Origin of the sequence: Enterobacter cloacae complex sp. IR5403 (assembly GCF_049238705.1) — a bacterium.
Lineage (GTDB): Bacteria > Pseudomonadota > Gammaproteobacteria > Enterobacterales > Enterobacteriaceae > Enterobacter > Enterobacter hormaechei_C.
On sequence record NZ_JBMKHP010000003.1, the window covers coordinates 158,287 to 181,280 of the forward strand.

At 55.2% G+C, this 22,994-nt stretch carries 23 protein-coding genes; 15 read left to right on the top strand and 8 right to left on the bottom strand.

Translation table 11 applies throughout. The features are described 5' to 3' along the window. Positions 1-42: 42 nt before the first annotated feature. The 4 genes from sppA to ACOTW6_RS05875 all read left to right on the top strand — a co-directional run bounded on the left by sppA (position 43) and on the right by ACOTW6_RS05875 (position 5,105). Complete coding sequence (gene sppA / locus ACOTW6_RS05860) at positions 43-1,899, top strand: signal peptide peptidase SppA (protein ID WP_032653247.1); 1,857 nt, start codon at positions 43-45, stop codon at positions 1,897-1,899. A gap of 62 nt (positions 1,900-1,961) precedes the next feature. After that, positions 1,962-2,978 carry an asparaginase gene (gene ansA / locus ACOTW6_RS05865; protein ID WP_023303507.1) on the top strand — a complete coding sequence of 339 codons (1,017 nt, stop codon included), beginning with the start codon at positions 1,962-1,964 and terminating at the stop codon, positions 2,976-2,978. Positions 2,979-2,987: 9 nt separating this feature from the next. Continuing rightward, on the top strand, positions 2,988-3,629 hold the full coding sequence (pncA, locus tag ACOTW6_RS05870) for a bifunctional nicotinamidase/pyrazinamidase (RefSeq protein WP_047051509.1): 642 nt from the start codon (positions 2,988-2,990) through the stop codon (positions 3,627-3,629). 219 nt (positions 3,630-3,848) lie between these two features. Next, the gene (locus ACOTW6_RS05875; RefSeq protein ID WP_213788638.1) at positions 3,849-5,105 is read left to right on the top strand and encodes a glycoside hydrolase family 18 protein; all 1,257 of its coding nucleotides are present in this window, start codon (positions 3,849-3,851) and stop codon (positions 5,103-5,105) included. Positions 5,106-5,165: 60 nt separating this feature from the next. On the opposite strand, the gene ACOTW6_RS05880 is transcribed toward ACOTW6_RS05875, so the two are convergent. Both ACOTW6_RS05880 and msrB read right to left on the bottom strand, forming a co-directional pair. Then, positions 5,166-5,444, bottom strand: coding sequence for a YeaC family protein (locus tag ACOTW6_RS05880; protein WP_003857863.1), 279 nt, complete (start codon positions 5,442-5,444; stop codon positions 5,166-5,168). Between the two features lie 41 nt (positions 5,445-5,485). After that, on the bottom strand, positions 5,486-5,899 hold the full coding sequence (gene msrB, locus ACOTW6_RS05885) for a peptide-methionine (R)-S-oxide reductase MsrB (RefSeq protein ID WP_003857865.1): 414 nt from the start codon (positions 5,897-5,899) through the stop codon (positions 5,486-5,488). Between the two features lie 341 nt (positions 5,900-6,240). Here msrB and gapA point away from each other — a divergent pair, with 341 nt between their 5' ends. Together gapA and ACOTW6_RS05895 are read left to right on the top strand one after the other, a co-directional pair. Further along, complete coding sequence (gene gapA / locus ACOTW6_RS05890; RefSeq protein ID WP_006809136.1) at positions 6,241-7,236, top strand: glyceraldehyde-3-phosphate dehydrogenase; 996 nt, start codon at positions 6,241-6,243, stop codon at positions 7,234-7,236. Positions 7,237-7,310: 74 nt separating this feature from the next. Further along, positions 7,311-8,195 (top strand): D-hexose-6-phosphate mutarotase, encoded by an 885-nt coding sequence (locus ACOTW6_RS05895; RefSeq protein WP_047731575.1) that lies wholly within the window; start codon positions 7,311-7,313, stop codon positions 8,193-8,195. A gap of 66 nt (positions 8,196-8,261) precedes the next feature. Here ACOTW6_RS05895 and ACOTW6_RS05900 read toward each other — a convergent pair whose 3' ends face one another. After that, the gene (locus tag ACOTW6_RS05900; RefSeq protein WP_213788637.1) at positions 8,262-9,008 is read right to left on the bottom strand and encodes a MipA/OmpV family protein; all 747 of its coding nucleotides are present in this window, start codon (positions 9,006-9,008) and stop codon (positions 8,262-8,264) included. Between the two features lie 432 nt (positions 9,009-9,440). On the opposite strand from ACOTW6_RS05900, the gene yeaG reads away from it, so the two are divergent. The 3 genes from yeaG (at position 9,441) to ACOTW6_RS05915 (ending at position 13,348) form a co-directional block, all read left to right on the top strand. Next, positions 9,441-11,375: a protein kinase YeaG gene (yeaG, locus tag ACOTW6_RS05905; RefSeq protein WP_006809140.1), complete on the top strand. Its 1,935-nt coding sequence runs from the start codon at positions 9,441-9,443 to the stop codon at positions 11,373-11,375. Positions 11,376-11,464: 89 nt separating this feature from the next. Continuing rightward, positions 11,465-12,748: a YeaH/YhbH family protein gene (locus ACOTW6_RS05910; RefSeq protein ID WP_017384692.1), complete on the top strand. Its 1,284-nt coding sequence runs from the start codon at positions 11,465-11,467 to the stop codon at positions 12,746-12,748. 99 nt (positions 12,749-12,847) lie between these two features. Next, the gene (locus ACOTW6_RS05915) at positions 12,848-13,348 is read left to right on the top strand and encodes a YbaK/prolyl-tRNA synthetase associated domain-containing protein (RefSeq protein WP_023303492.1); all 501 of its coding nucleotides are present in this window, start codon (positions 12,848-12,850) and stop codon (positions 13,346-13,348) included. Positions 13,349-13,368: 20 nt separating this feature from the next. Here ACOTW6_RS05915 and yoaI read toward each other — a convergent pair whose 3' ends face one another. Next, the gene (gene yoaI, locus ACOTW6_RS05920; RefSeq protein ID WP_017384693.1) at positions 13,369-13,470 is read right to left on the bottom strand and encodes a small membrane protein YoaI; all 102 of its coding nucleotides are present in this window, start codon (positions 13,468-13,470) and stop codon (positions 13,369-13,371) included. 287 nt (positions 13,471-13,757) lie between these two features. Here yoaI and ACOTW6_RS05925 point away from each other — a divergent pair, with 287 nt between their 5' ends. The 3 genes from ACOTW6_RS05925 to ACOTW6_RS05935 all read left to right on the top strand — a co-directional run bounded on the left by ACOTW6_RS05925 (position 13,758) and on the right by ACOTW6_RS05935 (position 17,694). Beyond that, entirely contained in the window at positions 13,758-15,089 is a 1,332-nt protein-coding gene (locus ACOTW6_RS05925; protein WP_213788636.1) for a glycoside-pentoside-hexuronide (GPH):cation symporter, read from the top strand. A 15-nt stretch (positions 15,090-15,104) separates the two neighbouring features. Next, a complete protein-coding gene (locus ACOTW6_RS05930) occupies positions 15,105-17,141 on the top strand; it encodes a TIM-barrel domain-containing protein (protein WP_213788635.1) in 2,037 nt (678 codons plus the stop codon). A gap of 106 nt (positions 17,142-17,247) precedes the next feature. Continuing rightward, complete coding sequence (locus tag ACOTW6_RS05935) at positions 17,248-17,694, top strand: DUF441 domain-containing protein (RefSeq protein WP_003857881.1); 447 nt, start codon at positions 17,248-17,250, stop codon at positions 17,692-17,694. On the opposite strand, the gene ACOTW6_RS05940 is transcribed toward ACOTW6_RS05935, so the two are convergent. Further along, a complete protein-coding gene (locus ACOTW6_RS05940; protein WP_213788634.1) occupies positions 17,678-18,469 on the bottom strand; it encodes an AraC family transcriptional regulator in 792 nt (263 codons plus the stop codon). The genes ACOTW6_RS05935 and ACOTW6_RS05940 overlap by 17 nt on opposite strands. A gap of 99 nt (positions 18,470-18,568) precedes the next feature. On the opposite strand from ACOTW6_RS05940, the gene ACOTW6_RS05945 reads away from it, so the two are divergent. Then, complete coding sequence (locus tag ACOTW6_RS05945) at positions 18,569-19,756, top strand: CynX/NimT family MFS transporter (RefSeq protein WP_213788633.1); 1,188 nt, start codon at positions 18,569-18,571, stop codon at positions 19,754-19,756. Positions 19,757-19,787: 31 nt separating this feature from the next. On the opposite strand, the gene ACOTW6_RS05950 is transcribed toward ACOTW6_RS05945, so the two are convergent. Further along, positions 19,788-20,495: a CTP synthase C-terminal region-related (seleno)protein gene (locus tag ACOTW6_RS05950; protein ID WP_047051944.1), complete on the bottom strand. Its 708-nt coding sequence runs from the start codon at positions 20,493-20,495 to the stop codon at positions 19,788-19,790. Positions 20,496-20,646: 151 nt separating this feature from the next. On the opposite strand from ACOTW6_RS05950, the gene ACOTW6_RS05955 reads away from it, so the two are divergent. Continuing rightward, positions 20,647-20,991: a DUF488 domain-containing protein gene (locus ACOTW6_RS05955; protein WP_047051942.1), complete on the top strand. Its 345-nt coding sequence runs from the start codon at positions 20,647-20,649 to the stop codon at positions 20,989-20,991. Here ACOTW6_RS05955 and ACOTW6_RS05960 read toward each other — a convergent pair whose 3' ends face one another. Together ACOTW6_RS05960 and ACOTW6_RS05965 are read right to left on the bottom strand one after the other, a co-directional pair. Continuing rightward, positions 20,992-21,297, bottom strand: a complete 306-nt coding sequence (locus ACOTW6_RS05960; protein WP_047051940.1) for a periplasmic protein — start codon at positions 21,295-21,297, stop codon at positions 20,992-20,994. It lies immediately after the preceding gene. 80 nt (positions 21,298-21,377) lie between these two features. Next, positions 21,378-21,632, bottom strand: coding sequence for a DUF333 domain-containing protein (locus tag ACOTW6_RS05965; RefSeq protein WP_047717700.1), 255 nt, complete (start codon positions 21,630-21,632; stop codon positions 21,378-21,380). A 311-nt stretch (positions 21,633-21,943) separates the two neighbouring features. Between ACOTW6_RS05965 and ACOTW6_RS05970 the strand changes: the two genes are divergently transcribed. Next, complete coding sequence (locus tag ACOTW6_RS05970; RefSeq protein WP_213788632.1) at positions 21,944-22,972, top strand: sensor domain-containing diguanylate cyclase; 1,029 nt, start codon at positions 21,944-21,946, stop codon at positions 22,970-22,972. Positions 22,973-22,994: the final 22 nt, after the last annotated feature.

Here is a 22,994-nt window from a genome sequence, read left to right on the forward strand (position 1 = left end):
CCGTGGCGACGGAAACAGTCCTTTTCTGGTTAGGGAGAATACATGCGAACCCTTTGGCGAATCTTTGCCGGTTTCTTTAAATGGACGTGGCGACTGCTCAACTTCGTCCGCAACCTGGTGATGAACATCTTCTTCATCTTCCTGGTCCTGGTATGCGCTGGTATCTGGATGCATATCAGCAACGCAAACCAGTCGCAGCATTCGACGCGCGGCGCGCTGTTACTCGATATCACCGGGGTGATTGTTGATAAGCCATCGACCAGCAACCGTCTGGGCGTGATTGGGCGCCAGCTGTTCGGCGCAACGTCAGACCGTCTACAGGAAAACTCCCTGTTTGATATTGTCGACACCATTCGTCAGGCCAAAGACGATCGTAACATTACCGGTATCGTGCTGGACCTGAAAGATTTTGCCGGCGCCGATCAGCCGTCAATGCAGTACATCGGCAAAGCACTGCGCGAATTCCGCGACAGCGGTAAGCCGGTTATTGCTATTGGCGACAGCTACACCCAGGGGCAATATTATCTGGCGAGCTTTGCCAATAAGATCTGGCTTTCGCCACAGGGCACGGTCGATCTGCATGGCTTCGCCACTAACGGTTTGTACTACAAATCGCTGCTCGACAAGCTGAAGGTCACCACCCACGTCTTCCGCGTCGGGACCTATAAATCCGCCGTGGAGCCGTTTATCCGCGATGATATGTCCCCTGCCGCCCGTGAAGCGGACAGCCGCTGGATTGGCGAGCTGTGGCAGAACTACCTCGGCACCATTGCCGCTAACCGTCAGATTACCGCGGAGCAAGTCTTCCCGGGCGCGCGCGGCGTGCTGGACGGCCTGCGCAAGGTGGACGGCGATACAGCGAAATACGCGCTTGATAACAAACTGGTCGATCAGCTGGGTTCCAGCGCTGAAATTGAAAAAGCGCTGACCAAACAGTTCGGCTGGAGTAAAGAGGACAAAAACTACAGCGCCATCAGCATGTATGACTACGCCGCGAAAAAGCCGGACGACAGCGGTGACAGCATCGCCGTGGTGTTTGCTAACGGGGCCATTATGGACGGCGAAGAAACGCCGGGGAACGTCGGCGGGGACACCACCGCGTCGCAGATCCGCGATGCGCGCCTGGATCCGAAAGTGAAGGCGATTGTCCTGCGGGTGAACAGCCCTGGCGGCAGCGTCAGCGCCTCTGAAGTGATCCGTGCTGAACTGGCCGCCGCGCGCGCCGCAGGCAAGCCGGTAGTGGTCTCGATGGGCGGCATGGCGGCTTCCGGAGGTTACTGGATCTCGACGCCAGCCAACTACATTGTGGCTAACCCAAGCACGCTGACCGGCTCGATTGGCATCTTCGGCGTGATCAACACCGTAGAGAACAGCCTGGATTATCTCGGCGTCCACACCGACGGCGTTTCCACCTCGCCGCTGGCGGATGTGTCCGTCACCAAATCCCTGCCGCCTGAGGTGTCTGAGATGATGCAGCTCAGCATTGAGAGTGGCTATAAACGTTTCATCACACTGGTCGCGGACTCCCGTAAAAAGACGCCCGATCAGATTGACCAGATCGCTCAGGGCCACGTCTGGACCGGCCAGGACGCGAAGAGCAACGGCCTGGTAGACAGCCTGGGTGACTTCGACGACGCCGTGAAGAAAGCGGCGGAGCTGGCGAAGCTCAAGCAGTGGCACGTGGACTATTATCAGGACGAACCAACGTTCTTCGATATGGTCATGGACAGCATGTCCGGCTCCGTCCGTGCCATGCTGCCGGACGCGCTTCAGGCTTATCTGCCAGCGCCGGTGGCGACCGCGGCGAAAGCCATGAAAGCGGAGAGCGACAAGCTCGCAGCCTTTAATGATCCACAGAGCCGTTACGCGTTTTGCCTGACCTGTGCAAACGTGCGTTAAAAACCGTCCCCTCTTCCCGTGAAGAGGGGATTTTTTCTTTTGAAGAACAAGAACTCATTACCATGCAGAAGAAATCAATTTATGTCGCCTATACCGGCGGTACCATCGGTATGCAGCGCTCAGAAAATGGCTATATCCCGGTTTCCGGCCACTTGCAGCGCCAGCTGGCGCTGATGCCTGAATTCCACCGTCCGGAAATGCCGGACTTTACCATCCACGAATATGAGCCGCTGATGGACTCCTCCGACATGACGCCGGAAGACTGGCAGCATATTGCGGACGATATTAAAGCCCATTACGACCAGTATGACGGCTTCGTGATCCTGCACGGCACCGACACCATGGCGTTCACCGCCTCGGCGCTCTCCTTCATGCTGGAGAACCTGAGCAAGCCCGTCATCGTGACCGGCTCGCAGATCCCGCTGGCGGAACTGCGTTCAGACGGGCAGATCAACCTGCTTAACTCCCTGTACGTGGCCGCTAATTACCCGATCAACGAGGTAACGCTGTTCTTCAACAACCGGCTGTACCGCGGGAACCGTACCACTAAAGCGCACGCCGATGGCTTTGACGCTTTTGCCTCACCTAACCTGCAACCGCTGCTGGAAGCGGGGATCCATATCCGTCGTCTGGGCACGCCGCCCGCGCCGAATACCGCAGGCGAGCTGATCGTTCACCCCATCACCCCGCAGCCGATTGGCGTAGTGACGATTTATCCGGGTATTTCCGCTGACGTGGTGCGCAACTTCCTGCGCCAGCCGGTGAAGGCGCTGATCCTGCGCTCCTATGGTGTGGGTAACGCCCCGCAGAACGGTGAGTTCCTGAAAGAGCTTCAGGAGGCGAGCGATCGCGGGATTGTGGTGGTCAACCTCACCCAGTGTATGTCCGGTAAGGTCAATATGGGCGGCTACGCCACCGGTAATGCTCTGGCGCACGCTGGCGTGATCAGTGGTTTCGATATGACCGTTGAGGCAACGCTGACTAAACTTCACTATTTACTGAGTCAGGATCTGGATATTGATTCCATTCGCCGCGCCATGATGCAAAACCTGCGCGGTGAACTGACGCCGGACGAATAAGGAGGTCCCATGAAGCAACGCGCCCTGTTACTGGTCGATTTGCAAAATGATTTCTGTGCGGGCGGTGCACTGGCCGTCGCGGAAGGCGACAGCACCGTAGACGTCGCGAATTCGCTGATTGCGTGGTGCAAGGCTCGTGGTGAAGCGGTGGTGGCGAGTCAGGACTGGCATCCGGCAAACCACGGCAGCTTTGCCAGCCAGCACAACGTTGAGCCTTACAGCCAGGGCGAACTGGACGGGCTGGCGCAAACCTTCTGGCCCGATCACTGCGTGCAGCAGACGGAAGGCGCTGAGCTGCATCCGCTGCTGAACCAGAAGGCCATCGACGCGGTGTTCCACAAAGGTGAAAACCCAACTATCGACAGCTATAGCGCGTTCTTTGATAACGGTCACCGCCAGAAGACGGCGCTGGACGCATGGTTACGCCACCATGAGATCACCGAGCTGATTGTGCTGGGCCTGGCGACGGATTACTGCGTGAAGTTCACCGTGCTGGATGCGCTCCAGTTGGGCTATACCGTGAATGTCATTACTGACGGTTGTCGCGGGGTGAATATTCAGCCGCAGGACAGCGCTCAGGCGTTTATGGATATGGCCGCAGAAGGCGCAACGCTGTATACGCTGGCTGACTGGATGGAGACGCAGGCGTAAGCTTTTTAGCCGGGTGACGACTTAGCCTTACCCGGCCTACTTTCTCTGGTTTTGTAGACCGGGTAAGCGTCAGCGCCACCCGGCATTTCTTCCCCAATCCCCATAAAGTGAACTCCCTCGCATCACAAGCGAAACGGCGATGCTATTCTCTTCAGGCTGTTTTTTCGCCACGCCTTTTCTGTGGCGTGGTTATTTTTATTCGGTCAAAGAGGAACTTATATGAAACGTTTGCCCTTGCTGGCAGCATTACCCTTGCTTTGCGCGTCACTGGCTTGCGCCGCGCCCCTGATGTCCGTGGGTTACTTCAATGGCGGTGGCGATGTTACCGCCGGACCGGGTGGCGATATTAATAAACTGGACGTCCGCCAGATCACCCACCTCAACTACTCGTTTGGTCTGGTCTATAACAACGAGAAAGACGAAACCAACGCCGCGCTGAAAGATCCGGCAAAACTGTATCAAATCTGGTTATCACCTAAGGTGGCATCCGATCTGGCGTTACTTCCTCAGCTTCGTAAACAAAACCCGAACCTGAAAGTCGTGCTTTCCGTTGGCGGCTGGGGCGCGCGTGGTTTTTCTGGCGCCGCGGCAACCAAAGAGAGTCGCGCGGTATTTATTCGCTCCGCGCAGGAGATCGTCAGTCAATACGGCCTGGACGGGATCGACCTTGACTGGGAATACCCGGTCAACGGCGCGTGGGGACTGGTCGAGAGCACCCCAGCCGACCGGGATAATTTCACCGCGCTGTTAAAAGAGATGCGTGACGCGTTTGGTAAGAAAAAGCTGGTCACGATTGCGGTGGGCGCGAATGCGGAAAGTCCGAAAAGCTGGGTGGATGTGAAAGCCATTGCCCCCCTGCTCGATTACATCAACCTGATGACCTACGACATGGCGTACGGTACTCAGTATTTTAACGCGAATCTGTATGACTCCAGCGCCTGGCCAACGGTGGCTGCCGCAGACAAATACAGCGTCGATTTTGTGGTGAATAACTATCTGGCCGCCGGGCTGAAGCCGCAGCAGATGAACCTCGGAATTGGTTTCTATGGGCGCGTGCCGAAACGTGCCGTAGAGCCGGGGATCGACTGGACGAAACCGGATGCGCAAAACAATCCGGTGACGCAGCCCTACTTCGGGCCGCAGGAACTGGGCCTGTTCAAATCGCTTGGCTATGATCTGACCAAAGATACCTATGTGAAATACAACGATATCGTCCGCAAGCTGCTGAACGATCCGCAGAAACGCTTTACCGAGCACTGGGACGAACAGGCGAAGGTGCCGTGGCTGTCGGTGAAATCCGCCGACGGTAAGGCGCTGTTTGCGATTTCCTATGAGAACCCGCGCTCCGTGGCGATCAAAGCGGATTACATCAAGGAAAAAGGTCTGGCTGGCGCCATGTTCTGGGAGTACGGGGCTGACGACGAAAACCAGCTCGCGAAACAGCTGGCGGAGTCGCTTGGGATCCCGCATCAGTAGTAAGACAATCAAGCCCTCTCCCTTTGGGAGAGGGTTGGGTGAGGGCATCAACCCGCACCGTTATTGCATTTTCATCGTCGCAATCGGCTTCGGCGTGATGCCGAAGTCTTCTTTCAGCTCGCGCTTGCTTTTCATCACCATCTGACCGTTAGTGTCGATGGTCATATGCTGGGCGTCAGTATTGTGACGCGCCTGCCACAGCATCACCAGCTGCAAACTGTTCTCTTTTTGCTCAGGTGTGAGTGCCACACCGTCCGGCCATTTTCCCAGCTCAACGGCCGTGACCAGACGCTGATAAACCTCCGGGGTCATACCTGCAATCATGTCATCAATATTCATGATCTCTTCCTTTCAAAGGAATAATTTGCTGAATCGTTTTTTCAACCCTTGGTCTGGTCGCCGTTTTCATCATCGGTAAAGCTCATGGAAGCCGAATTTACGCAGAAACGCTCCCCCGTCGGCTGCGGGCCATCCGGGAAGACATGCCCGAGATGGGCATCACAGTTCCCGCAACGAATTTCGGTGCGTACCATGCCGTGCGAGGTGTCCGTCAGGTAGCGGATCGCATCATCGCTGACAGGCTCGTAAAAGCTCGGCCAGCCGCAGCCAGAATCGTACTTCGTCTGGGAGTTAAACAGCGGTGCATCACACACCAGGCAGTGGTAGACGCCTTCCCGTTTATTGTGCAGCAAACGCCCGGAAAACGGCGGTTCTGTGCCGTGATTTTGCGTCACGTAAAACTGCATCTCTGTAAGGTTTTTTTTCAAATCGTCGGGGTTACGTTGGTTCGACATATGCTTACATCTCGCTGTTGAAACAGACATCTTTTATCCCAGATTCTAACAAAACATTAACACCCGCGCGTGCACTTTTGTTCTAAACTTATGTGTCGCGAAAAGGCGGTCAGGCAATTGTGATCAATTTCACATTTTAATCCTGCGAGGCCTTTAAAATTCCGGGCGCAGCCCCCATGTGGTTGCTAGCTCAAAGGGAAAGTGAGGCGAGTCAGTCGCACAAACGTTAGTCACAGGATTGATTTGTCGCAATGATTGACACGATTCCGCTTGACGCTGCGTAAGGTTTTTGTAATTTTACAGGCAACCTTTTATTCACTAACAAATAGCTGGTGGAATATATGACTATCAAAGTAGGTATCAACGGTTTTGGCCGTATCGGCCGTATTGTTTTCCGTGCTGCTCAGAAACGTTCTGACATCGAAATCGTTGGTATCAACGATCTCCTGGACGCTGAATACATGGCGTACATGCTGAAGTACGACTCAACTCACGGTCGTTTCGACGGCACCGTTGAAGTGAAAGACGGCCACCTGGTTGTTAACGGCAAAACCATCCGCGTTACTGCTGAGAAAGACCCAGCTAACCTGAAATGGAACGAAATCGGTGTTGACGTTGTAGCTGAAGCTACCGGTATCTTCCTGACCGACGAAACTGCACGTAAACACATCACTGCGGGTGCGAAGAAAGTTGTTCTGACTGGTCCTTCCAAAGACAACACCCCAATGTTCGTTCGCGGTGCAAACTTCGAAACTTACGCTGGCCAGGACATCGTTTCCAACGCATCCTGCACCACCAACTGCCTGGCACCGCTGGCTAAAGTTATCAACGACAACTTCGGCATCATCGAAGGTCTGATGACTACCGTTCACGCAACCACCGCTACTCAGAAAACCGTTGATGGCCCGTCTCACAAAGACTGGCGCGGCGGCCGTGGCGCGGCTCAGAACATCATCCCATCTTCTACCGGTGCTGCTAAAGCAGTAGGTAAAGTACTGCCAGAACTGAATGGCAAACTGACTGGTATGGCGTTCCGCGTTCCAACTCCTAACGTATCCGTTGTTGACCTGACCGTTCGTCTGGAAAAAGCTGCTTCTTATGAAGAAATTAAGAAAGCAATCAAAGCTGCTTCCGAAGGCCCAATGAAAGGCGTTCTGGGTTACACCGAAGACGACGTTGTATCTACCGATTTCAACGGCGAAGTGTGCACTTCCGTGTTCGATGCTAAAGCAGGTATCGCACTGAACGACAACTTCGTGAAACTGGTTTCCTGGTACGACAACGAAACTGGCTACTCTAACAAAGTACTGGACCTGATCGCTCACATCTCCAAATAAGTTGAGATGAGTGCTTGATCCTAAAAGGCGACTTCGGTCGCCTTTTTTATTGTTTTTAGACAGAGGATTGCTTAATGATTAATAAAATTTTTGCACTTCCGGTAGTCGAACAACTTACCCCTGTGCTCTCCCGCCGTCAGATTGACGGTGCCGATATCATCGTCGTTGATCATCCGCGCGTTAAAGCCTCCGTCGCGCTCAATGGCGCCCACCTGCTCTCCTGGAAACCAGAAGGTGAAGAAGAAGGCCTGTGGCTGAGCGAAGCCACCTCGTTCAAAAAAGGGGCGGCGATCCGCGGCGGCGTACCGATCTGCTGGCCATGGTTTGGCCCGTCAGCGCAGCAGGGATTACCGTCTCACGGTTTCGCCCGTAACCAGCAGTGGACGCTGAAAGCCCACAACGAAGATGATAACGGCGCGGTGTTGACCTTTGAGCTCCAGGCGAATGATGAAACGCGCGCCCTGTGGCCACACGAGTTCACCCTGTATGCCCGCTTCAAGCTGGGTAAAACCTGCGAGATTGAACTGGAAGCGCACGGCGAATTCGAAACAACGTCCGCCCTGCACACCTATTTCAACGTAGGCGACATTCAGGCCGTTAAGGTGAGCGGACTTGGCGATACCTTTATCGACAAAGTGGATAACGCGAAAGAAGGCAGGCTGGACGACGGCGTGCAGACTTTCCCGGATCGTACCGACCGCGTATACCTGCACCCGGAAGCCTGTAGCGTCATCCACGACAGCGCGCTGAACCGCGGTATTGATGTGGTTCATCACCACCACAGCAACGTGGTGGGCTGGAACCCGGGCCCTGCCCTTTCCGTCAGCATGGCGGATATCCCGGATGACGGTTACAAAACCTTCGTGTGCGTGGAAACCGCGTGCGTGACCGCGCCGCAGAAAACCAGCGAAGAAAAACCGTCCCGCTTAGGCCAGACGATCAAGATTGTGAAGCGCTAATATTTTTCAGGCATCATAAAAAACAAACGGGGCGCAAGCGCCCCGTTTTAATGCATCACGTTCTGGTCAGAACTTGTAGGTCACACCCACAGAGAAGATGCCAGACCAGGACTTGTCGACCATCGGGCTGTCTTTCACTTCATCGCTCAGACGAATGTAACGACCAGTACCGTACACATTCCAGTCACCGAGGAAGTTATACGAGGCGGTGAGTTCCAGGTACGGGTCCCAGCCATCATCCGCGCTGTAGCTCTTCAGACCACTGCGGCGAGACTCCGCTTTAGACACGCCATAGTAGTAGTCGTTGTAATTCTCGCTGCTGTACTGCACACCGATACCCGGCGTCAGCGTCATTGCGCCGTTGGTATAGCGATAAAGCCACGCCAGATCCCAGATGAAGCCGTTGCTGTTGTCCAGGGTATCGCCCGCCAGCGCAGTGCGCAGGAAGCCATACTCGGTATTATGGACGTAAGAAAGCCCCGCCATCAGTGAGCTTCTGCGTTTGTCCAGCTGACGAAGCGCATTGCTGTCGCTGTCGCCTGGTTTAAAGTGCGTTGGGTCGTAATAGGCCATGATGGAGAGCTTATCGGCCGTATCGTTCCACAGATAGTAGCCGCCGCCCAACCCACGGAACCAGAAGTTATCGCCTTCATAGGTGACAACGGGGACAGGATAAACGTCGCGGTCATACTGCTTGTACGGGCTGTTAATCACGCCAGCACCCGCGCCAACAGTCCACTGGCTCTCAGCCTGTACGGTGCTCGCTGCGGTAGCGGCAAGGATGCCCAATGCCAGAAGTTTGAGTTTGGTCACAATCCATTCTTTCCTGTAGTCAAATAATCAGCGGGTGAAGTGTAACCGCCATTCCCGTACATCCCAAAATTTTTTGCGCGCTAATCCGTTTGATTAACCCGTTATTTTTCATTTTTCAGATGACATACCGCTTTCATTTATGTGACCGATAAATGAAAAACCCGCTTTTCGCTTATAACCGCAGTGGAAATTTTTGGATGAGTTATTGATATGTCATTGAAAGTAGATTTTATCCGTATGCAAGTTTTGCAATTGCCATCTACGCTTTAATTTAAGAAGAGGTTTTGCTGAACACCCTGCGGTTCATAGCCTTCGACCTGGCACACAGGTTGCTGCTCTGGCAGTGAGGTGCGAAAAATTCTCTTCCGGGAGCCTCCACTACTCATACGAACGGCTCTTATCCTGTGCTAAAAAACGAAAGGACGGCATGCCATGAATATATTCGATCACTATCGCCAGCGCTACGAAGCTGCCAAGGACGAAGAGTTCACACTGCAGGAGTTTCTTACCATTTGTCGGCAAGATCGCAGTGCCTATGCCAATGCGGCAGAACGGCTATTGATGGCTATTGGTGAGCCAAACATGGTTGATACTGCCCTGGAGCCACGGCTTTCCCGTCTCTTTTCGAATCGGGTGGTCGCCCGATACCCGGCGTTTGAAGAGTTCTATGGCATGGAAGATGCCATTGAGCAGATCGTCTCCTACCTGAAGCATGCCGCTCAGGGGCTGGAAGAGAAGAAACAGATCCTTTACCTGCTGGGTCCTGTCGGTGGGGGTAAATCCTCCCTGGCTGAACGGCTGAAAGCGCTGATGCAGCGCGTGCCGATCTATGTGCTGAGCGCCAACGGCGAGCGCAGCCCGGTCAATGACCATCCGCTGTGCCTGTTTAATCCGCAAGAGGATGCGCAGATTCTGGAAAAAGAGTTTGGCATTCCGCATCGCTATCTCGGTACGATCATGTCGCCATGGGCGGCAAAACGTCTGCACGAGTTTGGCGGGGACATCACCAAATTCCGCGTCGTGAAAGTGTGGCCGTCTATCCTCGAGCAGATCGCCATCGCTAAAACTGAACCCGGTGACGAGAACAACCAGGATATCTCGGCGCTGGTGGGTAAAGTCGATATCCGTAAGCTGGAGCATCACGCGCAAAACGACCCGGATGCCTACGGTTATTCCGGTGCGCTGTGCCGCGCCAACCAGGGGATTATGGAATTTGTCGAGATGTTTAAAGCACCGATCAAAGTGCTGCATCCGCTGCTGACCGCCACCCAGGAGGGGAACTACAACGGGACGGAAGGTATTTCCGCCCTGCCGTTTAACGGGATTATCCTCGCCCACTCTAACGAATCTGAATGGGTGACCTTCCGTAACAACAAAAACAATGAGGCGTTCCTTGACCGTGTGTACATCGTCAAAGTGCCTTATTGCCTGCGGATCTCCGAGGAGATCAAGATTTACGAAAAACTGCTCAACCACAGTGAGCTGGTCCATGCCCCTTGCGCACCGGGAACGCTGGAAACGCTGTCGCGCTTCTCGATCCTGTCGCGCCTGAAAGAGCCGGAAAATTCCAGCATCTACTCAAAAATGCGCGTGTATGACGGTGAAAGCCTGAAGGATACCGACCCGAAAGCGAAATCGTACCAGGAATACCGCGATTACGCCGGGGTCGACGAAGGGATGAACGGTCTGTCGACGCGTTTCGCGTTTAAGATCCTCTCCCGCGTCTTTAACTTCGACCACGCGGAAGTGGCCGCCAACCCGGTACATCTGTTCTACGTGCTGGAACAACAAATTGAACGTGAACAGTTCCCACAGGAGCAGGCTGAACGCTACCTGGAGTTCCTGAAAGGCTACCTGATCCCGAAATACGCCGAGTTCATTGGCAAAGAGATCCAGACCGCCTACCTGGAATCCTATTCCGAATACGGCCAGAACATCTTCGACCGGTACGTCACCTACGCTGACTTCTGGATCCAGGATCAGGAGTACCGCGACCCGGATACCGGCCAGCTGTTTGACCGTGAATCCCTGAACGCGGAACTTGAAAAAATCGAGAAACCGGCCGGGATCAGCAACCCGAAAGACTTCCGAAACGAGATTGTGAACTTCGTGCTGCGCGCCAGAGCGCATAACAACGGCCGTAATCCGAACTGGACCAGCTACGAAAAACTGCGCACGGTTATAGAGAAGAAAATGTTCTCTAACACGGAAGAGCTGTTGCCGGTCATCTCGTTCAACGCCAAAACCTCAACCGACGAGCAGAAAAAGCACGACGATTTTGTCGACCGTATGATGGAGAAAGGCTATACCCGCAAACAGGTCCGCCTGCTCTGTGAATGGTATCTGCGCGTGCGTAAATCGTCTTAAAACAAGTGCCCGGTAACGCGCTTACCGGGCCAACAAAATGTCCGGCACTTACGGACGCTGCAAGTTGGCAAATGCAGTACGGGGGATATATGACCTGGTTTATTGACCGGCGTCTTAACGGCAAAAACAAGAGCACGGTGAATCGCCAGCGCTTCTTGCGCCGTTATAAAGCGCAAATTAAACAGTCGATCTCCGAGGCCATCAACAAACGCTCGGTGACCGACGTCGACAGCGGCGAATCCGTCTCCATCCCTAACGATGACATCAGCGAACCGATGTTTCATCAGGGGCGTGGCGGCCTTCGCCATCGCGTGCACCCAGGTAATGACCACTTCGTCCAGAATGACAGAATCGAGCGGCCACAAGGCGGAGGCGGCGGTTCTGGCAGCGGTCAGGGACAGGCCAGCCAGGACGGTGAAGGCCAGGACGAGTTCGTCTTTCAGATTTCAAAAGACGAATATCTCGACCTGCTGTTTGAGGATCTGGCCCTGCCGAATCTGAGAAAGAATCAGCACCGCCAGCTCAACGAATACAAAACCCATCGCGCGGGTTATACCGCAAACGGGGTGCCCGCCAACATCAGCGTGGTGCGTTCACTGCAAAACTCGCTGGCGCGACGCACGGCGATGACGGCAGGCAAACGGCGCGAACTGCGCGAGCTGGAAACCAGCCTGAAAGTGGTGGAAAACACGGAACCCGCGCAACTGCTGGAAGAGGAGCGCCTGCGAAAAGAGATCGCCGAACTGCGGGCGAAGATCGACCGGGTGCCTTTTATCGACACGTTCGACCTGCGCTACAAGAACTACGAAAAACGGCCGGAGCCTTCCAGTCAGGCGGTGATGTTCTGCCTGATGGACGTATCAGGTTCAATGGATCAGGCCACCAAGGATATGGCTAAGCGTTTTTATATTCTGCTCTATCTGTTCCTGAGCAGAACGTATAAGAACGTGGAGGTGGTCTACATCCGCCATCACACTCAGGCGAAAGAGGTGGATGAACATGAGTTCTTCTACTCGCAGGAGACCGGCGGTACCATCGTGTCGAGCGCCCTGAAGCTGATGGATGAGGTGGTGAAGGAGCGCTACGATCCGGCGCAGTGGAACATCTACGCCGCGCAGGCATCGGATGGCGATAACTGGGCGGATGACTCGCCGCTGTGTCATGAAATTCTGGCGAAGAAGATCCTGCCGGTGGTGCGTTACTACAGCTACATTGAAATTACCCGTCGCGCCCACCAGACGCTGTGGCGTGAGTATGAGCATCTGCAAGCGATGTTCGATAATTTTGCGATGCAGCACATTCGTGACCAGGATGACATCTATCCGGTCTTCCGGGAACTGTTCCAGAAACAGTCGTCCACCAGCAACGCATGACCCAACAGCCAGCGCACCCGCTGGCTGTTTTCTTTCAGCCCTCTCCGTCCCGTGCTAATGTAGCAAGCTACGTATTGGCAAATCACAGGTGAAATCGTTATGTCTGATGACGTGATCGGGACGACGCCCCATCAGCGGCTAATCAGCTTATTAACCGAGCAGGAGGCGCGCTTTCGCGTGGTGGCGCATGAGGCCGTTGGGAAATGCGAAGCGGTCAGTGAAATTCGCGGGACCGATCTCCGACAGGGTGCAAAAGCACTGGTCTGCAAGGTAAAAGGCAACGGTGTTAAGAAACATATTCTGGCAATCCTCGCCGCCGATCGGCAGGCCGATCTGAGCCTGCTGGCCAGCCATTTCGGTGGGCTAAAGGCCTCGCTCGCCAGTCCGGCAGAAGTGGATGCGCTTACCGGCTGCGTTTTCGGCGCCATTCCCCCCTTCAGCTTTCATCCGGATCTGACGCTGGTCGCCGATCCGCTGCTGTTTGAGCGCTTCGACGAGATCGCGTTTAACGCCGGCCTGCTGGAAAAATCGGTGATTATGGATACCCAGGACTATCTGCGTATCGCCCGTCCTGAACTGGTGACGTTCCGTAAACAGTAAATACAGCGGCTGGCTAACGGTCAGCCGTTTTCCAGCAGCAGCACGGAAGCAATCAAAATAATCGCGATGATAAAAAACGATGAGGAGATAATCAGCGTTTCGACAAACATAGGATCGTTCATGATGCCCTCTGCTTTGCCCGTTTGCCTCTTTTTTACCCCCGCACAATGACAGTTAAATGACAATGACGCGTCCGCGAAATAACTATTTTTCCGCTGAAACGATTCGCTGTTAACTATCCTTCCCCCGTATAAAGTCACTGTTTAAATACTTTATTTGTTACCGGTATCACGAAAAGAAATTTACGTAACCCCGATGCCAGATCTCGCAATTGTTAACCTTTTCATCCTGGTTAACCCTGTTTACGGAGCACCTCATAAATAAACCTTACACTGGCAAGGTGAATACAATGACCGACATAATTACCCGTAAAGAAAAAATCAGTTATGGGTTAGGCGATATGGCGAGCCATATTGGGCTGGATAACGTCATTATTTTTCTGACGTTTTACTATACGGACGTGGTGGGGCTACCTGCCGCATTCGTGGGTACCATGTTTCTTCTGGCGAGAACCGCCGATGCCATAATAGACCCGGCGATGGGCTATATCGCAGACAGGACGCGCACGCGCTGGGGCAAATTCCGCCCGTGGATGCTGTGGCTGGCGCTGCCCTTTGGCGCAAGTTGTCTGCTGACCTACGCCGTGCCGGCGTCGCTCGATCTGCACGGTAAAATGATTTTCGCCACTGTCAGCTATACCCTGATGATGCTGATGTATACCGCAATCAATATTCCCTATTGCTCCATGGGCGCGGTGATTACGCCCGACAACGATGCGCGAATTTCCCTCCAGTCTTATCGCTTTTTCCTCGCCACGCTGGGTGGCGCGCTGTCGACATTCTTTATGATGCCGCTGGCAGAGTTTTTAGGCGGCGACGATAAATTACTGGGCTACCGCTGGGCGATGGCCATTATGGCGACCGTCGCGGTCGTCATGTTCTGGATCTGCTTTGCCAACACGCGTGAACGTATTAAGGCTCCCGCTACCCACAATAATTACCTTGCGGAACTGCGGGATTTATTACGAAACGACCAATGGCGGGTTGTCGCCGTCCTGGTATTAACCAACATTGGTTTTGGCGTTATTCGCCTTGGCGCAATGATGTATTTCGTCACTTATTATCTCGGTAGCGCAAGCTATTTTATGTGGATGCTCGGGGCGCATATTCTCGGGAAAGCCGCTGGCAGCGCGCTGGCCAAACGTCTGACGCAGAACGTCAGCAAAGTGCAGATGTTTGGATACTGTTCCGTACTGGCGGGGGTACTCAGCATCGCCCTGTTCTTTGCGCCGAAGTCAGTGCTTATTCTGGTGCCCATGACGTTTATCGTCTCCACCCTTTACCAGGCCACCACCACGCTGATGTGGGTAATGATGGCGGACGTCGCCGATTACGGCGAATGGAAACAGGGCAAACGCATGGACGGCGTGATCTTCTCCACCTTCCTCGCCGTACTCAAGTTGGGAATGGCGATCAGCGGCGCGATTGTTGGCTGGACGCTGGGCTTAAGCGGCTATGTCGCCAATGCCCCGGAACAGACTACCACGGCCATGTACTGCATCATCGCCCTCTTCACCGTCGTGCCTGGCGTCTTGTCACTCTGCGCGTTTGCCACGCTGCGCTGGTACAAGCTCGACGACAGCACAATGCAATCCATCCATCTTGCCAAACACCCTGTTTAGAAGGACGCGTTATCCATGAGTGAGCTGATCCAACATTCCAACAGCATCGAATGGCGTTTTGAACGCCAGATCCTGCGTATTGAACCGTGGGGTGAAAACAGCCTGCGCGTCAGGGCCACCTGCTCTCCGGCTTTTGATGACGCCTTACAGGCACTGTTGCCCGCCGCCCCTTGCCAGGCTGAGATTGTCGCCGAAGCGGAAAGCCTGACGCTGCGCAACGGCAATATTACCGCGACGCTGAACCTTAAAGGTCAGCTGGCCTTCTACAATCAGCGCGGCGAACTGCTGCTGGAAGAGATGTGGCGCCAGCGTTCAACGGTGGGTATCGGTGCCAGCGAGAAGAGCCAGGATAAATATGTCAGCGCCCTGAAGCTGGATGGCCGCGAATTTAAGCCGCTAATGGGGGGTAAATATCAGCTCACCGTCCGCTTTGAATCGCGTCCGGATGAACGCATCTATGGCATGGGTCAGTATCAACAGCCGTGGCTGGATCTGAAAGGCTGTACGCTGGAACTGGCGCAGCGCAACTCCCAGGCCAGCGTGCCCTTTATGCAGTCCAGCCTTGGCTATGGCCTGCTGTGGAACAACCCGGCGATTGGTGAAGCCAGCTTTGCAAAAAATCAGACGGAATGGCGCGCCCGCGTCACAGGAGAAATGGACTACTGGATCACCGCCGCCGACACGGTGGCGGATATCACCCGCCAGTATGTCAAAGCCACCGGTACTCCGCCCTCCGCCCCGGCGTTTATCAGCGGGCTGTGGCAGTGCAAATTACGCTACCGCACCCAGCAGGAGGTGCTGGAGGTTGCGCGGGAGTATCGCCGCCGTAATCTGCCGTTGTCGGTGATGGTCATCGACTTTTTCCACTGGCCGAATCAGGGCACCTGGTGCTTCGACCCCGTAGACTGGCCCGATCCTGAAGGGATGGTCGACGAGCTGCGCGAAATGGGTATTGCGCTGATGGTGTCGGTGTGGCCAACGGTAGAGGCGCGCAGCCCTCTCTACCCGCTGATGAAAGCCAAAGGCTGGCTGGTAAGCAGTGAACGTGGCGTACAGGTCAACCTCGATTTTATGGGCAATACCACCTTCTTTGATGCGACCCATCCTGAGGCGCGGAAATTCGTCTGGGATACGGTGAAGAAAAATTACTACGACATGGGCATTAAGCTGTTCTGGCTGGACGAAGCAGAGCCGGAATACCGCGCCTATGATTTTGACAACTATCGCTACCACGCCGGTCCGGTGCTGGAAGTGGGCAATCGCTACCCGCGTGACTTTGCGCAGGGCTTTTACGATGGGCTCCAGGCAAACGGCGAAACCGACATTGTTAACCTGGTACGCTGCGCCTGGGCTGGTAGCCAGCGCTTCGGCGTGCTGGCGTGGTCGGGTGATGTCCACTCCTCGTTCCATGCTTTTCGCAATCAACTCGCCGCGGGACTGAATATGGGGCTGGCGGGGATCCCATGGTGGACGACCGATATCGGCGGCTTCCAGGGAGGGAACGTTAATGACCCGGCGTTCCACGAATTACTGATCCGTTGGTTCCAGTGGGCGGTGTTTACACCGGTTCTGCGCATGCACGGCTATCGCGAACCACAGATCCAGCCCCCGGAGCGCTACCGTGACGGCATTCCTCAGTGCAACAGCGGTTCGCCTAATGAGCTGTGGAGTTACGGAGAAGAGAATTACGCCATCATGCAGCACTGGCTTAGCGTGCGCGAAACCCTGCGCCCGTATATTGACGCGTTGTACCAGCAGGCTCATCTGCACGGAGACCCGCTCATGCGTCCGCTGTTCTGGCACTATCCGCAGGATAAGCAGAGCTGGGCGTGTGAAGATCAGTATCTGTTTGGCGAAGATCTGCTGGTGGCGCCGGTTATGCAGGCCGGTCAGCGTGAGCGCGATGTCTGGCTGCCGACGGGCAATAGCTGGGTCGCCCTTAACGGTGAGTGCTACGCCGGTGGGGAACATATCCGGGTGCCTGCGGCGCTGGAAACCATCCCGGTATTTATCCGCGAAGGGAGTCCGCTTATCCAGCAACTGGTGGACTGACATCAGGCAAGTGCCCAAAAATAGACAATTTTTTCAGTAAAGCCTGCCTGCCGTCGCGTTTGCGCGTAAAGTAAGCAGGCTTACTATTTTTGGCAAGGATCCCGTCATGTTCGACCCTACTCTGCTCATACTTCTGGCCCTGGCTGCTCTGGGTTTTGTCAGCCACAACACCACCGTCGCGATTTCCATTCTGGTCCTGATCATCGTTCGCGTCACACCGTTGAATACCTTCTTCCCGTGGATAGAAAAACAGGGGCTTACCATCGGGATCATTATTTTGACCATCGGTGTGATGGCCCCGATTGCCAGCGGAACGCTACCGGCCTCAACGCTGCTGCACTCCTTTGTAAACTGGAAATCGCTGGTGGCGATTGCGGTGGGCGTTTTTGTCTCGTGGCTTGGCGGGCGCGGCGTGACGCTGATGAGCAGCCAGCCTTCGCTGGTGGCCGGGCTGCTGGTAGGCACCGTGTTAGGCGTGGCGCTGTTTCGTGGCGTGCCGGTTGGCCCGCTGATTGCTGCCGGTCTGGTTTCGCTGTTTATCGGGAAGTCGTAGTCAGGCTGGCGATATAGCGGGCGGGCGTCTGTCCCAGTCCTTTCTTAAACATGGTGATGAAGGCGGTGGTGGAGTCATACCCCAGCGCCTGCGCCGCCTGCTGAACCGACTTTCCGCCGATCAAAAACTGCAATGCTACAATCAGCTGTAGCTGGTGCCGCCAGCGGCGAAAGCTTAAGCCGGTCTCTTTCACCACCAGCCGCGCCAGATTGCGTTCGCTCATGGCAAAGTGGCTGGCCCACTGCGCCAGCGTCTGCCAGGCGGCAGGTTCGTTTGCCATGGTCTCACTCATCAGGCGAATTTTCGGATGCGGAGATACCGGCAGCTGTAGATGCTCCTGCGGTTGCAGGGGCAGTTCATCAAACAGGACGTCAACCAGCCTTCCGGTAGCGGGAAGAGGCAGTTCCTCCCGTGACCTGTCCGCAAGCGCCAGCACCAGCTCCCGCACCAGGGGCGATATTTTCAGCGTACAGGTACGCGTCGGCAATTTGAGCGCACCGGGTTCAATAAACAGCAGACAGAGCTGCGCGCCGGGCGTCGCCTTGTTGCTGTGCGGCGTTTGTCCCGGGATCCACACCGCATACTGGGGCGGCACCATCAGCATCGCGTTCTCCACTTCACAGGTGATCGCTCCCCCCAGCGCCATAATCAGCTGCCCTTTGCGGTGCTGATGCAGCGGAATATATTGTTCCTGCGCCACCACGCGGATGCGAAAGGCCACCGCCGCGTCGTGCTGGCTATCGGGATCGTAGCCGTCGAGCCCCAGTCCGTACATAAAGTTGTCCGATATTAGAGATAAACTGTCATTTTAGCCTGATTTCAACCACGACTTAAATCGGTATGGTATGCGCTCGCCTGAACGTAAGAGACAATAATGACTACTGCTATTCAACCTTCCGGGAAACAGGGTGCGCTGCTGGTTGCAGGCATCCTGATGATCGCCACGACGCTGCGCGTCACCTTTACCGGTGTCGCCCCCCTGCTCGACACTATCCGACAGGACTATGGCTTAAGCACGGCGCAAACCGGCCTGCTCACGACGCTGCCTCTGCTGGCCTTCGCCTTTATCTCTCCCCTTGCCGCAGGTGTCGCCCGGCGCCTGGGCATGGAGCGCAGCCTTTTTATCGCTCTGCTGCTGATTTGCATCGGGATTGGCGTACGTTCGCTGCCGTCGGCCTCGCTGCTATTTATCGGTACGGCGATCGTGGGCTGTGGGATTGCGCTGGGCAATGTCCTGTTACCTGGCTTAATCAAACGTGATTTTCCGGGCCAGGTCGCAAAACTGACGGGGGCTTATTCGCTGACGATGGGGGCCGCTGCTGCCGCAGGGTCGGCGCTTATCGTCCCGCTGTCGCTGGGGAGTGGTGGCTGGCACGGGGCGCTGTTGATGCTGATGTTCTTCCCGCTGGTGGCGCTGCTGCTGTGGTTACCGCAATGGCGCCAGAAGCCGGCCGCCACCCTGACCGGAGCGGGCGCGCTGCACAATCGGGCTATCTGGCGCTCGGCGCTCGCCTGGCAGGTGACGCTTTTTCTGGGCATTAACTCGCTGATTTACTACGTCATTATCGGCTGGTTACCCGCGATTTTGCTTAGCCATGGCTACAGCGAAACGCAGGCTGGCTCCATGCACGGGCTTCTCCAGCTGGCAACCGCGGTTCCCGGTCTCGCCATTCCGCTGATCCTGCACCGACTTAACGATCAGCGTGGCATTGCCGGGCTAGTCGCCCTGATGTGCGCCGTCAGTGCGGCCGGGTTCTGGTTCGCGCCGGGGCTGGCCGTCGTCTGGACGCTGGTGTTTGGCTTTGGATCCGGCGCCACCATGATCCTCGGCCTGACGTTTATCGGGCTACGTGCCAGCTCGGCCCATCAGGCCGCGGCGCTCTCCGGCATGGCACAGTCAATTGGCTATCTTCTGGCGGCCTGTGGCCCACCGCTGATGGGAAAAATTCACGATACCGCCGGAGACTGGCGCATTCCGCTGCTCGCCTGCGCGCTGGCCGCGGTGGTGATGGCGTTATGCGGTATGCTTGCCGGGCGTGACCGGGAGATCACACCCCGCTGACATTCAAGGCAGACCCGGAGGTCTGCTTTTTTTATCCCTGCGCCGCCCGCAGCATGGCCTGTACCAGCACGACCGGTCGCCCTTGCAGCGCGGCCCGCTCATGCTGGAACAGGGTGATGACAAAGAAAGGATGGGTTACCAGCTCTGCCGCGCGGATCTCACCCTGCTCGTCCCAGCCCGTTACGCGCATGTCGCCCCGCTCAAGCTGGTCGGCAAACTCAGGTGAGACGCCGTAATTGCAGTGATACCCCTCCTGAATTTCCGGCTTGCCATACGCTCTGGCAATCAGCGTGTTGTTCCGCAGCTCGATCGCATCGGTTTTTTCCACCAGCGAGCAGGTCAGCGGCGCAATGACCATCCTTCCCTCGGTATCGGTTTCGGCATGGCCTGCATCGTGCCAGCCCAGTACATTACGCGCATACTCAATTAGCGCATGCTGGAACCCGCCGCAGGTGCCGAGAAAGGGGATGCTGTTCTCACGCGCGTAACGGGCCGCAATAAACGCCGCCTCGGTGTTTTTATACGGGCTTGCCGGTACCAGCCAGATGGCATCATACCCGACCAGGTCTTCGGGGCTGGTCAGCTCAGGCGTGGCGAGCCAGTCATAATCAGCGGTGAGATCCAGAACCGCAGCGGCGTCGTCAATCGCCAGCGGGATCGCCTGGTGCGCAATAACATCGGGATTGTAATCACCAACCAGCGCAATGCGCAGCGTCGTTTTAACCGGGGAGAGTTCCATCAGAGATTCCTTATGCCGGAGGATTTTCAGATAACATAAGGAACCTCAGACTACCGATCTTTTGCAATTATCACAATACCTTAAATTGGGAGGATAAAAGCCGGGTGCTATAGTGTTGTTGCAGAACGTCGTAAGGAAATGAGGAGGACCCATGATTCAATGTAAACGCGTGTATGAGCAGGCGACCTCAAAAGACGGTTACCGGATCCTGGTCGACAGACTCTGGCCGCGAGGGATAAAAAAGACCGACCTCGCCTGTGATGAGTGGTGTAAAGCGCTAACGCCGTCCAGCGAACTGCGAAAAGCTTTTCACAGTGAAACGATAGATTTCACCGCGTTCAGTGAAGCCTATCGTAAAGAGCTGGCGCAGCATCAGGATGAAGGCAAACGCCTGGCGGCTCTCGCCAAACAGCAGACCGTGACGCTACTCTATGGGGCGAAAAATACGGAGCAGAATCACGCGCGGGTACTGGCGGACTGGCTGCGTAAACTGTGATTAACCGATCGCCAGCGCATCCACGTTGTGTGGCATCTCGTCGGGAGTAAGCGGCATCAGATGTTCCGGGCGAACAAACGCAAAGCCGTGCTGATTATCAAAGGCGTAAACATCACCAGTGACCAGCCACAGCGCACGCGCTGACGTGGCGGGTAATTGCGTCATGACGCCGTTAACCGGGTTCACAAAACGCTGGCCCGGCTGACAGAGGCCAAACAGCTCCACGGATTTACCGATATTTCGACGGCCTGCCGCCGTACGCGCACCCACGATCATTGCCATGCTGCCCGGTTTTAACTGAAACATACTTCTTCTCGCAAACGTACTGCCAGAAACTGGCTAAGAATAATCCTAAAGAGAAGTGTATCGCAGTTTTATTGCCGTTGTCATCTGGTCGGTTGCGGGTGATCGCGGCGGTAGAGATCCCATTCATCGATCACTTCCCCGCCTGGCAATTTGCACTCGGTACGTACGCCCTGCGGGCTTTGAACAGGGATTTGCTCTCCCCCTTTCTCCAGACAGTACACTGACGCCGGGTTTGCCATACCAATAGCGTGCGGCGGATGAGGCGCATCAGGAGGGGTTGTCTTTGTTGAGCAGGCGGCCAGCGGTAAAACCAGCGCCAGGAGAAGATATTTCATTATCATGATCCTTCAGGGTGTAAAAACGTCAGAGTAACGGGTCATCGCCGTTTTCTCCATGATTTCTCCATTAAACCTGCACGATTCCCCCTTATAGTGATGCCTGTTCTCACACTGACCAGAGAACATCATTCCGTAATCAAGATGTTTTGCCCCGATCTCAACATCGGGGCTTTTTTTAGTCTTCCCCTCATCTGCCTTCAGAAGAATCTATAAAATTAATCCTGTTCATGTTTTACTATGACCGGAGTCTATATTTTCAGCATAACATGCAGATACAGAGGTCTTCTGCATGGGAGTCATCCTGCCTCATGTCAGATATCATTCTTGCCCGTGTTTCAGAAACCCTCTCCACTGAGCAATCTCTCGACAGTCTGGTGCGTCAGCTACTGGAAATGCTGGAAATTGTGACGGATATGGAATCAACCTACCTGACGAAAGTCGATATCAATGCGCGTTTGCAGCACATTTTATATGCCCGTAACAGCAAGCAAATGCAGATCCCGGAAGGGTTCAGCGTGCCCTGGGACGAAACACTGTGTAAGCGCGCCATCGACAGCGACACGTTGTTCAGTAACGAGGTGCCCGACCGCTGGCCGGAGTGTGAAGCGGCCAAAGCACTGGGCATTACAACCTATATGAGCGTGCCGGTTCACCTGGCTGACGGTTCTCTGTATGGCACGCTTTGCGCGGCCAGCACCGCACAGAAACAGTTCAGCGAGCGTGGCGAGCAGGTGATCAGACTCTTTGCCGGGTTAATTAGTCAGTACATTCAGAAAGAGTCGCTTGTGCTTCAGCTTCGCGAAGCAAATGCGGCGCTCATTGCTCACTCTTACACCGACGCCCTCACCGGCCTGCCGAATCGTCGCGCCATTTTTGAAAACCTTACCACCCTGTTCTCACTGGCGCGCCATCTTAACCGCAAGGTCATGATGGCCTTTATTGACCTCGATGATTTCAAGCGAATCAATGACCAGTACGGGCATGAGGCGGGCGATCGCTTCCTTGTACAGGTCGGCAAGCGGCTGACTCACGAGCAAACGCAGGATGAGATTATTGGCCGGCTCGGCGGCGATGAATTTCTGGTTGCCAGCCTGAGTCACAGCGATGATGGCGACGCCAGCAAAGGGGTCAACGCAATCAAAACCCGCCTCAATGGTCTTATTGCGGGCGAATACGGGTTAGGCAATGCCACCATTCTTTATCCCGGTGCAAGCCTTGGTGTCGTTATTGTTGATCCTCACAGCACGGATGAAGATAGCGCCCTGCGCACCGCGGACCTCGCGATGTATCAGGATAAAAAAGGAAAAAGCAAAACAGGCTTTGTCGCGTTAGATTAAAGCCGTACACTCTACGGCCTTA

Excerpts from the sequence above, each read along its gene's own strand:
- sppA (WP_032653247.1), top strand. The coding sequence starts at position 43 with ATGCGAACCCTTTGGCGAATCTTTGCCGGTTTCTTTAAATGGACGTGG.
- ansA (WP_023303507.1), top strand. The coding sequence starts at position 1,962 with ATGCAGAAGAAATCAATTTATGTCGCCTATACCGGCGGTACCATCGGT.
- pncA (WP_047051509.1), top strand. The coding sequence starts at position 2,988 with ATGAAGCAACGCGCCCTGTTACTGGTCGATTTGCAAAATGATTTCTGT.
- ACOTW6_RS05875 (WP_213788638.1), top strand. The coding sequence starts at position 3,849 with ATGAAACGTTTGCCCTTGCTGGCAGCATTACCCTTGCTTTGCGCGTCA.
- ACOTW6_RS05880 (WP_003857863.1), bottom strand. The coding sequence starts at position 5,444 with ATGAATATTGATGACATGATTGCAGGTATGACCCCGGAGGTTTATCAG.
- msrB (WP_003857865.1), bottom strand. The coding sequence starts at position 5,899 with ATGTCGAACCAACGTAACCCCGACGATTTGAAAAAAAACCTTACAGAG.
- gapA (WP_006809136.1), top strand. The coding sequence starts at position 6,241 with ATGACTATCAAAGTAGGTATCAACGGTTTTGGCCGTATCGGCCGTATT.
- ACOTW6_RS05895 (WP_047731575.1), top strand. The coding sequence starts at position 7,311 with ATGATTAATAAAATTTTTGCACTTCCGGTAGTCGAACAACTTACCCCT.
- yeaG (WP_006809140.1), top strand. The coding sequence starts at position 9,441 with ATGAATATATTCGATCACTATCGCCAGCGCTACGAAGCTGCCAAGGAC.
- ACOTW6_RS05910 (WP_017384692.1), top strand. The coding sequence starts at position 11,465 with ATGACCTGGTTTATTGACCGGCGTCTTAACGGCAAAAACAAGAGCACG.
- ACOTW6_RS05915 (WP_023303492.1), top strand. The coding sequence starts at position 12,848 with ATGTCTGATGACGTGATCGGGACGACGCCCCATCAGCGGCTAATCAGC.
- yoaI (WP_017384693.1), bottom strand. The coding sequence starts at position 13,470 with ATGAACGATCCTATGTTTGTCGAAACGCTGATTATCTCCTCATCGTTT.
- ACOTW6_RS05925 (WP_213788636.1), top strand. The coding sequence starts at position 13,758 with ATGACCGACATAATTACCCGTAAAGAAAAAATCAGTTATGGGTTAGGC.
- ACOTW6_RS05930 (WP_213788635.1), top strand. The coding sequence starts at position 15,105 with ATGAGTGAGCTGATCCAACATTCCAACAGCATCGAATGGCGTTTTGAA.
- ACOTW6_RS05935 (WP_003857881.1), top strand. The coding sequence starts at position 17,248 with ATGTTCGACCCTACTCTGCTCATACTTCTGGCCCTGGCTGCTCTGGGT.
- ACOTW6_RS05940 (WP_213788634.1), bottom strand. The coding sequence starts at position 18,469 with ATGTACGGACTGGGGCTCGACGGCTACGATCCCGATAGCCAGCACGAC.
- ACOTW6_RS05945 (WP_213788633.1), top strand. The coding sequence starts at position 18,569 with ATGACTACTGCTATTCAACCTTCCGGGAAACAGGGTGCGCTGCTGGTT.
- ACOTW6_RS05950 (WP_047051944.1), bottom strand. The coding sequence starts at position 20,495 with ATGGAACTCTCCCCGGTTAAAACGACGCTGCGCATTGCGCTGGTTGGT.
- ACOTW6_RS05955 (WP_047051942.1), top strand. The coding sequence starts at position 20,647 with ATGATTCAATGTAAACGCGTGTATGAGCAGGCGACCTCAAAAGACGGT.
- ACOTW6_RS05960 (WP_047051940.1), bottom strand. The coding sequence starts at position 21,297 with ATGTTTCAGTTAAAACCGGGCAGCATGGCAATGATCGTGGGTGCGCGT.
- ACOTW6_RS05965 (WP_047717700.1), bottom strand. The coding sequence starts at position 21,632 with ATGAAATATCTTCTCCTGGCGCTGGTTTTACCGCTGGCCGCCTGCTCA.
- ACOTW6_RS05970 (WP_213788632.1), top strand. The coding sequence starts at position 21,944 with ATGTCAGATATCATTCTTGCCCGTGTTTCAGAAACCCTCTCCACTGAG.